This window comes from Mechercharimyces sp. CAU 1602 (assembly GCF_024753565.1).
GTDB lineage: Bacteria > Bacillota > Bacilli > Thermoactinomycetales > JANTPT01 > Mechercharimyces.
Map to the genome: position 1 here is coordinate 2,124,086 of NZ_JANTPT010000001.1, position 16,149 is coordinate 2,140,234.

Sequence of the window (16,149 nt, forward strand, 5' to 3'; positions counted from 1 at the left end):
GCTGGTTCACGTTATTCTTCCTCCTTTGTGTAGCCACGCTTCGAGCTCAGACACCTGCACACACTCTTCCATCTGTTTACACAACCATGATGAATCCCACTCTTCACCTAGATAGGGAAGACTTCCGATTACAGGCACCTCGGCAAGCTCTTCAATCATTTGTCGGTTATCCTGCAAAGCACTCTCTTCTACCACATGCGGTGTAGAACCATTAAAGATCACTGCCATCTCTGTCATCCCATACTGACGGGCCACCTTCGCTGTCAACGTAGTATGATTTACCGTTCCTAAAGAAGGGCGCGCCACAATGACAAGGGGAAGCCCCATCTGTCCAGCCAAATGAGCAACCGTCCAGTCTTCCCCCATCGGCACCATTAAGCCACCTGCTCCCTCTACCAGCACGACATCAAATTGTGAATACAATACTTCTGCATGAGATACAAATTCATGTAAATGAAGCGAAACCCCTACGTTACGGGCAGCAATCATGGGTGCTAATGGTTCGGGGAAAGCATAGCGAACAATATCCGCTAGCGGTTGATCACTATCTGACCAACGCTGTAAACGACGAGCATCTCCGTTCCGATCCTCAGCCATGTGCCCACTTTGCACCGGTTTAAAAAGACCTACGCGATAACCACGCCGAGTAAGAGCGAGCGCGATTCCCGCAGTGACAACGGTTTTACCCACCTCTGTATCCGTGCCAGTAATAAAAATACCCTTTCCTTTCACTTACACCGTCACCTCTGCAATCGCTTGTGCTAAGATCGCAATCATCTCTTCCATTTCCGCTTCTGATGTTACCAGCATCGGCATAAAGGTGATCACATCCCCTAGTGGACGGGTAATCAATCCCAGTTGACGAGCACGGCGACACACTTTCTTTCCCATGCCTACATCTGCTGGATATGGTGCTTTGCTCGTTCGATCAGCCACTAACTCTATGCCGATCATCAAACCTTTCTGTCGCACTTCCCCTACATGCTCCAGTTCAGCGATTTGACGCAACTTCTTAGCTGTAAAGCGGGATAGCGCTTGTACATGCTCCAGCACACCCTCATTTTCGTAAATATCTAGATTGGCAAGTGCAACAGCACACCCCAATTGGTTTCCTGTATATGAATGACCATGAAAGAACGTTTTCATTTCATGGGGGTCTGCATAAAACGCATCATAAATCTCATCTGTCGTTAAGGTAGCAGCCACGGGCAAGTACCCACCTGTCAATTTTTTTCCTAGTGTCATAATATCAGGAGAAACCTCTTCATGATCACAGGCAAACATCTCTCCCGTGCGTCCAAACCCGGTTGCCACTTCATCAGCAATCAGTAACACCCCATGATCACGGCACAGCTCTTCTACCTTCTTCAAAAAGCCAGCAGGCATCATGATCATGCCACCAGCCCCTTGTACCAACGGCTCCACAATCACACCTGCGATGCACTCTCCATTTTGTTGTAAACTCTGCTCCAACTCAGCCAGTGCAGCATGCATACATTCAGCTTCTGTACCCTGAAAACGGTATGGATATGGATATGACACTTTCTCTGTCGGAAAAAGCATCTTTTCAAAGGTAGCATGAAATAGATCCATTCCCCCCACACTTACTGCACCGATGGTATCACCGTGATAGGCATTTTTCATACTAATAAAGGTAGTTCGCTTCGATTCACCACGGTGCTGCCAATATTGATAAGCAATCTTTAAGCCAATCTCCACTGCTGCGGCCCCACTATCCGAATAAAACACCTTATTAAGCCCTGCAGGTGTTATCCCTACCAATCGCTCTGCTAAATCGAGTGCCGGTACATTAGCCGCCCCCAATAAGGTGGAATGAGCGATTTGATCTAATTGCTCCTTTATCGCATCATTTAGTTCTTTGCGTCCATGTCCATGAGGGTTAAGCCAGACGGAAGCATTCCCATCATAATAAACTTTCCCTTTAATATCGATGAGCTTCGTCCCTTCACCCCTTTCTACAATAAGGGGTTCATCGTGTAAATACTCTTTCATCTGCGTAAATGGGTTCCACAGATAACGGCGATTTTTCTCTAAGTACGCATCATAACGACTTTCTCTCTCCGTCATGCTTGCCCTCCTTATTGTCAACTTGGGATGCATCGACAGTTGACATTGTCGCTTCGAGTATAGCATGAGAAAAAAAGATTTGTCTAGCAACTGTGTCTCTTCTTACTTTTTCGCTATATGACCGCAACTGACCAGAACATACGCCTGTACCTGTTACTTATCTGGTTTTCTAGCCGCTTCCACCGTTAATAAAAATGTCGTTCCTTCAGAAGAGCTCTCTTTCAAGGTTAAGTCTCCTCTTTGCTCTGTAGCCAACATTTTACTAATTGGCAAACCTAATCCCAATCCACGCACACGCTCTTTTTTGTTTGCACCACGAAAAAAGCGTTCAAAGATCATGGATTGCTCTTCTACAGGGATGCCTGATCCAGTATCGCTAACCTCGATCATAATCGCATCATGATTTCCACGGTAAGCCTGCAAACCAATCTTACCCTGATCACTTAATGCCGCACGGCTATTGTTGATTAAATTGAGTAAAATCTGTTGCGTACGCGCAGGGTCGACCACAGCATAAAGTGGGGTGGGAGGTAGATTACAGGATACTTCAATTCCACTCTCTCCTTTTGATACTTGCCACTTCTGAACAACCTGCTGTAAAAGTTGGTTAACATCGACTACTTCCCGCTTCACTTGAAATGAACCGGTCGCATACGTGTTAAAATCAAGCAAATCCTCAACCATACGACGCAAACGTCTCGTTTCCTGTAATGAGAGTTGTACAAACTCATCACGCTCTGCGCCTGTTACCACTTTCTCATCCACCGCTTGCAACAACCCGCTAATAGAAGTGATCGGTGTTTTCAATTCATGCGTCACACCTGCAAGCAGCTCTGTTCGTAATGATTCCAATCGTTGTAAGCGATTAGCCATCTCCGCAAAAGAAGAGGTAAGCTGATATATCTCTTCTTCTTTGGCATCTTGCGGCAATGTAATATCATAGTTGCCTCGACGAATTTGTGTTGCAGCCAATGCCACCTCACGAATCGGGTGGGTTAATTTGCGAGACAACAAATAAACAACAAACCATCCTACCACACTGATCCCCGCTATCACTAAAAGCCAAGGCAAAATCGGCGGTGCACTTTCCTCCTGTAGAAGATTTTTTTCAGAAACCGCTAGGTGGATATTGGCAACCACTTTCTCTTCATAAGAAATAGGTTGCGAAATCATATACCAGCTTTCATTATTATAGGTAAATTTATAGGTAGTAGGTTCAGTAACAAAATTTGCTTCTATGTTTCCAGTCGTCACTTTGTTTCTTTTTATCGCTTTTGGCGTCGGGAAAATAAGGGTTCCATTATCATCAACAACCTGGATCAAAACGGGCTCCCCCGCTTGTCCAACTTCCTCACGTTTCCCATACATATCGACAGAGTCTTGTTTTTTCTGATGAAGAGCAGGTGGTCCTCCCCGCTTAGCTACCGCTAAGATACGCTGAACCATCCCTTCCCATACTTGAATCCCGTCTTCCGCTACATAGTTACGCTCCATATCTTCTGCCAAAATCTCTACGTTTAATTGCAAAATTTCTAGTTGCTTTTCGCGTCCGTTTTCTCTCATCCAATAAGTGGACACGGCAATGATAATCACCATACTAACGAGGAGAATAAATACATAGCGATGCGTCCAATGACGCAATAATGGTGTTCGTTTTATATGTTTCTTCCTACTACTTTTCATAGATGCGGAGTTGATACCCTACCCCCCTGCGTGTCAGAATTTCTCCTTCTGTGGATGGCCACTGACATAATGATTTGCGAATCCGCTTTATTGATAGATCCACTGCTCGATCGCTTCCCTCATAATCCATTCCCCAGATCCGATCCAATAATTGCATTCGCGAGAACGTTTGATTGGGATGACGGGCTAGAAACAGAAGCAACGACCGATCCCGTGGTGTAAGAGCGATCGAGTCACCATCAACGGTTACCTGATCAGACGTAAAGTTTATATTGAGTGATCCGTACTGGATCCCATCTTCATTTTGTAATAACTTTTGTGAACGCCGCAAAATTGCTTGTGCCCGCGCTACCACTTCTTCCGCCTCAAACGGCTTTGACACATAATCATCTGCTCCATGATTTAAGCCCTGCAGACGGTACTCCACGTCCCCTAATGCAGTTAACATCATAACGGGACAGCTGCTCCGTTGACGAATCGTTTGGAGTACTTCCCATCCATTCTGTTCTGGCATCATCACATCGAGAATAACTAAATCGGGCTCCTCTTCACCAAACTTAGAAATTGCCTCTCTCCCATCATGCGCAACTGAAACGATAAAACCTGCTTTTTGTAGGTACACCTCTAATACTCGTGCTATCGTCACCTCATCTTCTGCAAGTAACACTCTCTTCACTTCAGGCTCCCCCTCTACGAACAAACAGAAAGGCGAAGGGATCCCACTAAGTGGAATCGCTCGCCTTCCCCACTACCAGCCCTTCAAGAAACGAATAACGCGTCTCTATTTCGCGTCAGCATTCTCTTGCTGACGAACTTCTTTCAATTGTTCTTTCCACTCAGCCAATGAATTACCCTCTAATTCAATCCCATGTTCTTTCGCTTTTGCTTCCATACGTAATTTACGCAGCTCTTTACGAATCTCTTCCTTGCTCTTCCCTTCCGTATCAATACCTGCTTCTTCCGCCTTACTCATCAATAGAGACTCTTCAACCTCCGTGCGAATTTCCTTGGTGCTCTTACCCTCTGTACTAATCTCTAACTCTTTCGCAACGGCCATTACAATTTGTTCTTTATCCATTCCTTCGATGTTAATCCCCAATTCTTGTGCCACTTTATTAAGCTTATAACCATGACGCTCTTTACAATGTTTCTTCTTTCCGCTCATCTCTTTCTCTACTGTTTGCTCCTGTTTACTACTCTCTGCACTGCCGCTTTCACTTGCAAATGCAGTGTACCCTCCAATACCACCGGTTAAAGCTAGTGCTCCTGCTAACATCATCGTTGCCATCTTTTTATTCATATTGTACATCCTCCTCCTATATATTAACCGCGCTATGGCGCCGTTCACATCTAGAGTCTATCGTCACAGTGTGTCAGACAGATGTCAGCCGCTCATTATCTTTTGCTTCAAATTATTTTTCCCGAATAAAAGGACGGATAGACTATCGAGAACGATTCATTAAAAACCCCCTTAAATTAGGGGTACCCTTTTCGCTGGATATTGTCATAATAGATGTTAGTTAAAAATCAAAAATATATTGAAGGGGATATTAAATTTGAACTATACTACTTCTTTTCGCATCTTTTTTAGCTTCACTTTGGTCATAACGTTACTCTTGTATCCTCTTGGTAATACGGCATGGGCTGCGCCAACGAGTGACCCCGCACTCAGTACAGCTGAGCGATCGGAACAAAAAATTTTACCAAGCATTGAAATTGAACCTGTAAGCAGTAAAAAAGAAAATAATTATCCGATCGTACTCGTCCATGGCTTTGTTGGATTTGACGAGTTGTTGGGCATTGAGTATTGGGGCGGCTTAACTGACTATGAGCGCGATCTGCGTAAAAGGGGTCATGAAGTATACACAGCTGAAATCGGACCCGTAACGAGCAACTGGGATCGAGCTGCAGAATTATATGCACAGATCAAAGGCGGAACCGTCGACTATGGCAAAGCACATGCGGCTCAACATGGACACCATCGTTTTGGTCGTTCCTATTCCGGACTATATCCGGCTTGGGGTGATATCGATCCCGAAACAGGTAGTATCAATAAAATTCACTTAATCGGCCATAGTATGGGCGGACAAACGATTCGCACACTCATTCAACTATTAGAAAATGGGCACGAAAATGAAAGCGCTTCCACATCAGGAGGAGATCTTTCTCCATTGTTCGATTCCACACCTCAGCCGTGGGTTCACGGTGTTGTGACTATCTCTTCCCCACATGACGGAACCACCTTTACCGGTTTTGTAGATGAAGTCCTTCCTCAGGCACAAAAATTGCTTGCCGGTTTCGGGACATTAACGGGAGGTAAGAAGAAAGCGGAGTTAGATTTACAACTGGATCAATGGGGCCTAAAAAGGGAGCGCGGGGAATCTTTTCACGATTACATCCAACGCGCTAAAAAGAGTAAAGTATGGAAAACTTCAGACCAGAGCAAATGGGACTTAAGTCCTAATGGAGCCAAAGAGTTAAATCAGTGGGTCAATGCATCTCCCAATGTCTATTACTTCTCCATCGCCAACGAGCAGACTCGCAGCAGTCTTTTCAATCGTAAACAACGACCCGAATTATTAATGAATCCCCTATTTTACGCTGGTAGTATTCATATGGGACGATACCGGGGTAACGAAAATGGCATTACGATCAATGCAGACTGGTGGCAAAATGACGGCATTGTAAATACCAATTCGATGGATGGACCTACTATCGGTTCAAATGACCAAATTGTACATTACGACGGCACACCGCAACGCGGCAAGTGGAACTATATGGGTAAGATGAAATCATTCGATCACTTTGATATCGTTGGAGCTGGCGTACGCGATTTACGCTCATGGTACCGTGATTTGGCGACTATGCTCTCCTCTTTACCTGAGTAATAATCTACTTCCAAATTTACACTCTAAAGGTTGAAATAGGAGGCATAAAGCCTCCTGCCCTCACCTATAACACTTAAATCCTTCTCTCAACAGGCATCAGCTATATCACCATCCACAGGCGTGTAACCCTTATTTAAATCTGAAAATAAAGATAATTTCACTAACTATAGGAGGAATTAAAAATGCGTCGACTCCCTATCCTTCGACTCTCTGTTATTCTGGTGCTTACCATGCTGTTAAGCATGACATCGTTCAGCGGTTCACTCTTTGCTGTCACTCCATTGACTGAGGTAGATCAAGATCACCCCTATAACCGCTCGGTTAAAGAAGCAGAACAAGAGAAAAACATCAACCCACAGTTGGATATTAAGCTCACTTCAGACAAAAACGCAAACAACTACCCAATAGTTCTGGTTCACGGATTAGGTGGTTTTAAAGACTTGTATGGCATCCCATACTGGGGTGGACTAACCAATATTCCACGTGACCTCCGCAATAAAGGATATGAAGTGTATGTAGCCGAAATCGGACCAGTATCGAGTAACTGGGATCGCGCAGCTGAGCTATATGCTCAAATTAAAGGCGGTACTGTCGACTACGGTGAAGCCCATGCCGCCGAGCACGGGCATCTACGTTTCGGACGTACCTATGATGGACTATATCCAGAGTGGGGAGAGGTAAACCCAAAGACAGGTAAAGTAAATAAAGTTCATTTAATTGGACATAGTCTCGGGGGCCCCACTTCACGTGCACTCATTCAGTTGTTAGAAGAAGGGCATCCGGCTGAAGTATCGACCACCTCTGCTACTAAGCTCTCCCCTCTTTTCCAAGGAAAAAAAGAATGGGTACACAGTGCCGTCTCTCTTTCCTCTCCACACGACGGAAGCACAGCCACCTATTATATAGATAACCTTATCCCGCACATCCAAGAAATTCTCGCTGTCTTTGCTGCTCTCCAAGGTAACCACTCCACCGTGGAGTTTGATTTTCAACTCGATCACTGGGGCTTAAAGAGGGAAGCAGGTGAATCCTTTGACAGCTATGTAAATCGAGTGAAGAAGAGCAACATCTGGAAGACAAAAGATACAGCCAAATGGGATGCTCGTCCTATCGGTGCTCAAGAATTAAATGAATGGATACAAGGTTCTTCTTCTGTCTACTACTTCTCTCTCAGCACAGAGCAAACATACCGCAGTATTTTCACTGGCTATCACAAACCCGAGCTCTTTATGAACCCAATCTTCTACGATGGTTCCCGCTTTATGGGAAGACACCGTTCCTCTACGGATGGCATTCATACAGGTAGCGATTGGTGGGAAAATGATGGCGTCGTCAACACCAACTCTATGGATGGCCCCACACTCCACTCTGATGAACAGATCGTCACATATGACGGAAGTGCTGAGCGTGGAAAATGGAATCACTTAGGTACCCTAAACTCTGTTGATCATCTCGATGTGATCGGCATTGGGGTACGTGACATGCGTTGGCTCTTCCGAGATATGGCTGAAATGCTTACTTCCCTTCCCGACTAACGAAATACCCCCACTGGAGAGTGGGGGTATACTCAATCTATCTAGTTATTTTCTCAATCTGACCACGAATCTCACCCGGCGGATTTTGTTCCGTATGCACGTTAACATACGATTCTCCTGATCCCATCAAAATAAATAAGTCGCCAATTGTTTTCCCTTCCAAAGGACCGACGAGATTCTCCTTAGTCAAACTAAATGTTACATTACCTGCAGTCATACTAACCCCAGGCACCGTCTGACCAAATAAAAAGGCGACAACAGGACCATTAATCCCAGGACCACCAGCATGGATATGCGCTTGCGTCATTTTCCCAATATTAGCTATATTAAGCGAGTAAGATACCTTCGTTAAACTTCTATTAAACACAAATCCCGTGAAACCAGAAGCATTTGAGATAATAGGAGGTACTTCATTGCCTCCCTTCATGACAGCAAAAAAAGTACGGGACACCCTATCTCCCCCCTTTACTACTTATCTACTATATTATATGTAGAATAGAAGATAAGAGTGTCGGCAAAGATATCCTCAAACCTTTTATGTACTTAGAATAGACAGATCGTGGCGATCCAAATACTTTTTATCAGACCGCCCGCAACTTTCATCCATAGCTAATCTGTCCGCGAATCTCACCTGGCGGATAAAGAGTCGTGTGCACGTTAACATAAGTGCCTCCCGCATCCATTCTTGCGAGCAAAGCGGCGAACGACTCCCCCTTCAGCGGCCCCACAAAATCTTGCTTTGTAATTGTACCAGTAACATTTCCTCTTCCTATCGTGATCGGACGGCTAAATGAGTCATACAGGTAGACAACAATTGGCCCAACTTCTCCGCGCTCTCCCAAGTGAATATGAGCTTGTGTAAAACGATATAGGTCACTAAAATCGAGCAAAAAAGATAACTGTTCTTCATCAGGACTTAAAATAAAGGTAACGCTCCCACCCGCTATTGTTTGTACCGGTGGTACCTCTTCTGCCCCAGATAAAAACGCATAGTACGTGGTCGGCATCAATTTGCCCCCTCATGCCCCATGATAGTTATCCTATGTACGAAACAATCGGACTGTTACGTAATCGAAAGAGACATATTTAGTGAGTAGGGCTCCAGATATAATTTCAAGGGACTAGGAACTATGACTCTGTTCTTTCTTTAACATCGACCACAATACTTTCAAAATAAACTCCGTCTAGATAAACATCGAGTCGCCACATTCCCGCTTCAGGCAGTGTTATGCTGGATACTACTGAAGTATCAGCTCCGTTATTTGGAACAGCGGGTTCTAACTTTTCGAATAATAATCTCTCTTCTCTATCGCTATCCTTCCTTACTCCTCTTACCTCCATCGTGGGACGATCTTCAGTTTTCACTTCATCTCCCCAGATATGCCACATAACCTTTCGGGGCTGACCTGCTACAAAGACATCATTGTCTGGGAATCCCAGTTTATTCGGAATGCCTACCATAGCCAATCCACTTGTGTTAAATGTAGAGCTAAGGGTCCAATCCGCTTTTTCTGAAGGGGCGGGGGCAACCGTTACTTGTGGCTCACGCTTGGAATCAGTCTCTTCCTGACTTTGACACCCGAAAAGAATAGCTGACAAGATCAATATTGATATAGAAATCTTTTTCACCTAGTATCTTCCTTTCTTAGGTCTCATCGTGACTGGGTCAAAGACCAGCCTTAACAACATACATTTTCTCTCATGATATCGTTAAGGTTGGTCTTTATAGATTTTTCTAATCGAGAGAAGCATAAAAGACAGGGTAGTCATAGATCATGTAGCTAAGGATAATAACAAGGATGATTACAATAAGATGCCGTAGAAATTTGCCCATAGCTCCTAATCACAAAGAGCAGAATAATTCCTGCTCTCCATAATTGCTCTCACCTCCCCAGATAAGTTGTTACTAGATAAGCGCTTTGTTCACACGCACGATGACCTTAAACAGATCACCATCCAGTTCAACTCGCATACTTCCTTCATGCACATCCACAATGGACTGCGCAATCGCTAACCCTAAGCCCGATCCTTCCGTATGCCGAGATACATCTCCTCGTTTAAAACGCTCCATCAATTCGCCTACATTTTCTCCCAACTCATAACGTGTTACGTTTTTAACTATAAAGATAGCCTCCTGCAACTCTTCTCGCAAAGAGAGATAAACTCTAGTATCCGGAAGCGAATATTTGTATGCATTAACAATGAGATTATCCAGTAATCTCCACCAGCGTTGTCCATCCACGTATGCATACAGAGGGGATTCAGGAAGTGTCACTCGTACATTAAGTCCAGCACGAGCAAAGTCCTCTTCGTGCTCAGCTAAAGCTTGTTGTAAGAGTTGTGTGAGATCGACCTCTTCTATACGTAGCTTTAAATTTCCTGTCGCCATCTTTGAAACCTCAAACAAATCATCAATTAATTTTTTTAACCTCTCTGATTTTCGATCGAGTATATGAATATATTTTTGTTGTTCCTCTTTAGTCAGCTCTGTATCTTTTAACAGATTGGTATAGGTAATCATCGCGGTAAGAGGGGTGCGGAGATCATGGCTCACATTGGAGATCAGTTCGGTTTTGAGACGCTCACTCTTATCCTGTTCACGTTGAGAACGTTTCAATCCCTTTCGAATTTGCTCTAAATGAACAGCGTGGCTGGTAACCACCGTTTTTCCCCTTTGCGGAAATTCTTCCTGAAGTTCTCCTGCTGCCAGCTGTTCTGTCATCACGAAGAGACGATTAATATAGCCAACTCGTGCCATCGAGTACACCACTGTTGGAAAACCGATAAGGAGGACACAAAGTAGATAAACAATAATCATTTGAGGAATAAAGATGACGCTGATCGTTCCGATTCCCCAAAAGAAGGTTACCACGCCAACAACGATAATAGGCCCACTCATCGACATCTTTAAAAAGACATCTTGCGCCCCTTTTATTTGCATAACGAGCCAGCCTTCTTTCACTTTCTGTAGGAATAACTTCCCCCCTCGAGTTTCCTTCCATAGCCAGATGAGTTGATGTAAAGCACTCCAGAAGAACGCACTGTAGAGAAGCACACTGAATAAAAAATCATTCCAATACGGATAGCCCTTAGAATAAATCCCCAGATTAAGCACCTCAACTGCTTGTGCCCACACAATCACGACATTGACAGCGAACAGCACCAGGCGCAAATCAAACATCCAGCTACTGTAGATCAACTCTACCTTTGGGTAGGTAAACCATTCTCGCCGCAAGCGGAGAGGGAAACAAAGCAACAAAAGAGCCACACTGAAGCTGACCACCACCACGATGAACTGAGTTCCAGCTAGCCCTCCTCGGTATATCCATTCATCTATACTACCCACAATATAAAAGAGAAACCATATTAGCACAGACCAGGTATAGGTATACACACCCTGCTTCTTAACTACTTCTAACATACTCCTCCCTCCTCTCACCCCTCGATTTTATACCCGATTCCCCAGACCACCTTAACATACTGTGGACGTTTTGGATCCAGTTCAATTTTTTCGCGGATGTTGCGGATATGAACGGCTACAACATTTTCTGCATTGTACGCAGGTTCATTCCATACTCGCTCATAAATTTCACTGATAGAGAATACTCGCCCCGGGTGAAGCATCAGTAGCTCGGTAATCCGGTACTCGATCGGTGTTAAGCGAATCGCCTCCCCTTCCAAAGCTAGTTCCTTCGCCTCCTGATCTAACGTTAATCCACCCACGACTATTCTCGACGCTGTCTTATCATATGTTCCTAACTGAATATAGCGGCGCAGTTGTGATTTAACCCGAGCAATCAACTCCATCGGATGAAAGGGCTTCGTCATATAATCATCAGCGCCTACCGATAACCCGTGGATTTTGTCTGTCTCTTCTACTTTTGCACTCAACATGATGATTGGGATATTTGAGGATTCTCTTATTTTAAAGGTGGCCGCTATTCCATCTAGTTTTGGCATCATAATATCAAGGATTAACAAATGCACTTGCTCCCGTTGAAGGGCTGCTACCGCTTCCTCTCCGTTTGCCGCTTTTACTACTTGATAACCTTCGTTGCGCAAGTAGATTTCAATCCCGTCTCGTATATCTTTATCATCATCTGTTATGAGGATCGTAAATGCCTCCATCCCATCCCCCACTCTCCTTCTAGTCTATATTTTACCACCTCTTTCCGCTTATTTCTCTTATCTATTTCAAAAGAATTTCTTAAGAAGATCCTCTTCCCTATATAAAAAAGAGCATTCCTTTTTAAAGAATACTTTTTGCACTCATCATCTTTTATTCGAATTTATTGCATTGTTGCCTTAATCTTAGATTAAATATAATGGCCGCTTAATCCACATCTGTGGATCAAGCGGCCATCTCTGTTTTGTTCTATCATTCCTCTTACTCTACGGTTACACTTTTGGCCAGGTTACGAGGCTTATCGACATCAAAACCACGTGCTATACATGCGTAATAGGAGAGAAGCTGCAATGGAATCACTGTAAGAACAGGGCTAAAGAGAGGTAAGGTTTGCGGAACGGTAATCACTTCATCCGCTGTTCTCTGCAAGTCGACACTGCCTGCGGTCGTAATCCCCAGTACATGTGCTCCTCGGGTTTTCACCTCTTCAATGTTGCTCACCATCTTATCATATGTGAAAGCTTGCGTGGCTAGTGAGATTACTGGAACTCCTTCCTCAATCAGAGCCAAGGTACCATGCTTCAACTCACCTGCTGGATATGCTTCCGAGTGTATATAGGTCAGCTCTTTCAATTTGAGTGATCCTTCCAAGGCCACTGCAAAATCTAATCCTCGTCCAATAAAGAAAAGATTATTATGGCGTGCGAGCTCAGTTGCCAACATTTTCAAGATATCTGCACCTTTAAGTGCCTCTTCAATTTTCAGCGGTAGGGACAGAAGCTCTTCCACCATCTTTTCAATCTCTGTCCGAGGCTGAGTAGCACGAATATGAGCGAGATAAAGGCCTAACTGATAAATAACCACCAGTTGTGAAGTGTAAGCTTTCGTTGAAGCAACTGCAATTTCAGGACCGGCCGAAGTGATCAACACCTCATCTGCATCCCGTGCAATGGTACTACCCACTACATTAGTAATAGCTAGTACTTTAGCTCCTCTGCTTTGTGCCTCCCGCATAGCAGCCAATGTATCGGCAGTTTCACCTGATTGACTGATTACGATGACAAGTGTACGTTCCGTTATGATTGGATCGCGATAGCGATACTCAGATGCTACATCAACTTCCACCGGAATACGTGTCAATTGTTCCAACGCATATTTACCCACAATACCCGCATGGTAAGCTGTACCACAGGCCACAAAGTGGATGCGATCAATCTGCTCCATTTCTGCTTGCGACAAGGTTAGTTCGCTTGCCAAATCGACAATACCCTCTTTGATCCGGCCCGTTAAGGTATCCCGAATAGCTTTTGGCTGTTCATAGATCTCTTTTAGCATGAAGTGGTCGTACCCATCTTTTTCAGCAGTAACAATATCCCAATCTACATGAAGAGGCTCACGATCAATCTTCTCGCCTTCGGTGGTCATCACTTGAATCTGATCGTCAGTTAGAACTGCCATCTCACCATCTTCTAAAATTACCATCTCACGTGTATGCTTCAATATTGCTGGGATATCCGAAGCGATGAAATTCTCCCCTTCACCCACACCGATAATTAATGGGCTAGCCAAACGTACGGCTACCAACTTATCAGGTTCGTATTCACTCATGATCGCCAATGCATAAGCGCCTTCCATCTTTTTAACAATGTGTTGTACTGTCTCCACTACATCACCGTTATAAGCATCTGCCAATAAGTGAGCGATCACCTCGGTATCCGTCTCTGACCTGAAAGTATGCCCCTTTGCCTGCAACTCCTCTTTTAGTTCAAGGAAGTTTTCAATAATCCCATTGTGCACAATTGCAAATTTATCCTCATGATCCATATGGGGATGCGAATTACGATCCGATGGCTTCCCGTGAGTCGCCCAGCGAGTATGTGCAATCCCTACACTTCCTAGCAGCGACTGTTCCTCTAACAAAGATTCGACATTTACAATACGCCCTTCCTTTTTCTTCACTCCAATCGTCTCTCCATTGTATACAGCCAACCCAGCTGAATCATAACCACGGTACTCCAGTTTTTTCAATCCGTCTAACAAAATACTTTGCGCTTCTTGTCTTCCAATGTACCCTACGATTCCACACATACGATTCGTCATCTCCTCTCAGCTTTAACAAAAACTCATGTATCGCACCGAAATTTTTGGCGCATCAGTCACCCCATGCGTTTGTATTCCGGTTCCGCGGTCGCGATACCGACCGGGAGGCACCCGCCGACTCTTCGATCAACCTCCACCTCGTCAACTGCGTACACCCGCAGTCCTGGCGCTTTGACAATAATTGATTATATGCATCGCTTCTTCTCTTCCCCTCACCCCCTTTTCTACATACACACATGATATCCATCCTATGCGAAAACAAAATAAATGTAAAGAGATTTGTGATTAATCAACAGGTAAAAACAGATCATCTTAACCTTTTTTACCTACGCTCTCTTAACGAAAAAAAGGGGTAACATGTTTCGTTCCATGTCACCCCCCTATCAAATTACTATGCCTCTTCAATCGCTGTAGCGATCTCAGCTACTAAATGGTTGATCTGCTCCTCATCAGGGCCTTCTGCCATCACACGCACCAACGGTTCTGTCCCCGAAGGACGCACCAATACACGCCCATCATCCCCAAGTGCCGCCTCAGCTGCGGCGATTCTCGTCTGTACCTTTTCACTCTGCTTGTAACTCTCTTTATCTTTCACCGTAACGTTAACGAGCACCTGTGGGAACTTGGTAAAAACCTTAGCTAAATCACCTAGTGACTGCCCACGATCCTTCAATACCCGTAATAATTGTACAGCAGATAACAATCCATCCCCAGTGGTACCATGTTCGAGGAAGATGATGTGTCCCGATTGTTCTCCTCCTAGCGATAGCCCTTCTTTACGCATCGCTTCCATCACATAACGATCGCCAACCGCAGTTGTTTCTACTTCAATTCCGAGCTGCTCCAATCCCTTCATAAAACCGATGTTACTCATTACGGTGGCCACAACTTTATTCTGGGTCAGCTCGCCCCGTTCTTTGAGGTACTTGGCGCAGATCGCCATAATTCCATCTCCATCGACCAATTCACCTTGTTCGTCTACTGCAACCAACCGATCTGCATCCCCATCGAAAGCTAAACCTACATGTGCCTGCCGACTAACCACCTCATGTTGAAGATTTTGGGGGTGAGTAGAACCACAATCCACATTAATATTCATTCCGTCTGGCTTCGCATGCAGTGTAATCACATCTGCTCCTAAATCTCGTAATAAACGCGGAGCTAGGTTAGCTGCCCCACCATTGGCACAGTCGACAACAATCGTCATACCACATAAGTCGGTATCAATCGATGCCTGCACATGTTCCAAATAACGATGAAATGCCTCCGGACGGTCATAGATTCGTCCAATCTCATTCCCACTCGGGCGCGGAAGGTTATCTTCTGCTTCCACAATCAGTCTCTCTAGCTCCGCTTCACTCTCATCTGACAGCTTATAGCCATCTGCACCAAAAAACTTAATTCCGTTATCTGGATAAGGGTTGTGGGATGCAGAAATCATAACTCCTGCTCCCGCCCCCATCTCAGTGGTTAAGAAGGCAACTCCGGGGGTAGTTACCACTCCCAGGCGTGTCACATCCACTCCGACGGAGGTCACACCTGCCACAAATGCTGCTTCTAACATCTCCCCAGATAAACGTGTATCCCTACCTACAATGACATGCTTTTTACCATTCACTTTTGTCAAATAGTAGGCTCCGCAGCGCCCGAGCTGAAAGGCCAATTCTGGTGTTAATTCTGTATTGGCGACACCACGAACTCCATCCGTTCCAAAATACTGTCCCATCTT

General features: G+C 44.7%; 14 protein-coding genes. 2 read left to right on the forward strand and 12 right to left on the reverse strand.

Annotated features, from left to right (window positions below):
• Window positions 1–6 precede the first annotated feature (6 nt).
• The 5 genes from bioD to NXZ84_RS10860 all read right to left on the reverse strand — a co-directional run bounded on the left by bioD (window position 7) and on the right by NXZ84_RS10860 (window position 5,071).
• The gene (gene bioD, locus NXZ84_RS10840; RefSeq protein WP_258840270.1) at window positions 7–732 is read right to left on the reverse strand and encodes a dethiobiotin synthase; all 726 of its coding nucleotides are present in this window, start codon (window positions 730–732) and stop codon (window positions 7–9) included.
• On the reverse strand, window positions 733–2,088 hold the full coding sequence (bioA, locus tag NXZ84_RS10845; RefSeq protein WP_258840271.1) for an adenosylmethionine--8-amino-7-oxononanoate transaminase: 1,356 nt from the start codon (window positions 2,086–2,088) through the stop codon (window positions 733–735).
• A gap of 153 nt (window positions 2,089–2,241) precedes the next feature.
• The gene (locus tag NXZ84_RS10850; RefSeq protein WP_258840272.1) at window positions 2,242–3,771 is read right to left on the reverse strand and encodes a sensor histidine kinase; all 1,530 of its coding nucleotides are present in this window, start codon (window positions 3,769–3,771) and stop codon (window positions 2,242–2,244) included.
• Window positions 3,761–4,447: a response regulator transcription factor gene (locus NXZ84_RS10855; protein ID WP_258840273.1), complete on the reverse strand. Its 687-nt coding sequence runs from the start codon at window positions 4,445–4,447 to the stop codon at window positions 3,761–3,763. Before NXZ84_RS10855 ends, NXZ84_RS10850 begins: the two co-directional genes overlap by 11 nt.
• Window positions 4,448–4,552: 105 nt before the next feature.
• Window positions 4,553–5,071 carry a hypothetical protein gene (locus NXZ84_RS10860; protein ID WP_258840274.1) on the reverse strand — a complete coding sequence of 173 codons (519 nt, stop codon included), beginning with the start codon at window positions 5,069–5,071 and terminating at the stop codon, window positions 4,553–4,555.
• Between the two features lie 256 nt (window positions 5,072–5,327).
• Between NXZ84_RS10860 and NXZ84_RS10865 the strand changes: the two genes are divergently transcribed.
• Both NXZ84_RS10865 and NXZ84_RS10870 read left to right on the forward strand, forming a co-directional pair.
• Window positions 5,328–6,659 carry an esterase/lipase family protein gene (locus NXZ84_RS10865; protein ID WP_258840276.1) on the forward strand — a complete coding sequence of 444 codons (1,332 nt, stop codon included), beginning with the start codon at window positions 5,328–5,330 and terminating at the stop codon, window positions 6,657–6,659.
• A gap of 182 nt (window positions 6,660–6,841) precedes the next feature.
• Window positions 6,842–8,194: an esterase/lipase family protein gene (locus tag NXZ84_RS10870; protein WP_258840277.1), complete on the forward strand. Its 1,353-nt coding sequence runs from the start codon at window positions 6,842–6,844 to the stop codon at window positions 8,192–8,194.
• 37 nt (window positions 8,195–8,231) lie between these two features.
• Here NXZ84_RS10870 and NXZ84_RS10875 read toward each other — a convergent pair whose 3' ends face one another.
• The 7 genes from NXZ84_RS10875 to glmM all read right to left on the reverse strand — a co-directional run bounded on the left by NXZ84_RS10875 (window position 8,232) and on the right by glmM (window position 16,146).
• A complete protein-coding gene (locus NXZ84_RS10875; RefSeq protein WP_258840278.1) occupies window positions 8,232–8,645 on the reverse strand; it encodes a CHRD domain-containing protein in 414 nt (137 codons plus the stop codon).
• A gap of 148 nt (window positions 8,646–8,793) precedes the next feature.
• Entirely contained in the window at window positions 8,794–9,201 is a 408-nt protein-coding gene (locus tag NXZ84_RS10880) for a CHRD domain-containing protein (RefSeq protein ID WP_258840279.1), read from the reverse strand.
• 121 nt (window positions 9,202–9,322) lie between these two features.
• The gene (locus tag NXZ84_RS10885) at window positions 9,323–9,823 is read right to left on the reverse strand and encodes a DUF4871 domain-containing protein (protein WP_258840280.1); all 501 of its coding nucleotides are present in this window, start codon (window positions 9,821–9,823) and stop codon (window positions 9,323–9,325) included.
• Window positions 9,824–10,100: 277 nt separating this feature from the next.
• On the reverse strand, window positions 10,101–11,615 hold the full coding sequence (locus tag NXZ84_RS10890) for a sensor histidine kinase (RefSeq protein WP_258840281.1): 1,515 nt from the start codon (window positions 11,613–11,615) through the stop codon (window positions 10,101–10,103).
• A gap of 14 nt (window positions 11,616–11,629) precedes the next feature.
• The gene (locus tag NXZ84_RS10895) at window positions 11,630–12,322 is read right to left on the reverse strand and encodes a response regulator transcription factor (protein WP_258840282.1); all 693 of its coding nucleotides are present in this window, start codon (window positions 12,320–12,322) and stop codon (window positions 11,630–11,632) included.
• A 259-nt stretch (window positions 12,323–12,581) separates the two neighbouring features.
• The gene (gene glmS, locus NXZ84_RS10900; RefSeq protein ID WP_258840400.1) at window positions 12,582–14,408 is read right to left on the reverse strand and encodes a glutamine--fructose-6-phosphate transaminase (isomerizing); all 1,827 of its coding nucleotides are present in this window, start codon (window positions 14,406–14,408) and stop codon (window positions 12,582–12,584) included.
• A gap of 403 nt (window positions 14,409–14,811) precedes the next feature.
• Window positions 14,812–16,146, reverse strand: coding sequence for a phosphoglucosamine mutase (gene glmM / locus NXZ84_RS10905; protein ID WP_258840283.1), 1,335 nt, complete (start codon window positions 16,144–16,146; stop codon window positions 14,812–14,814).
• Between the last annotated feature and the right edge of the window lie 3 nt (window positions 16,147–16,149).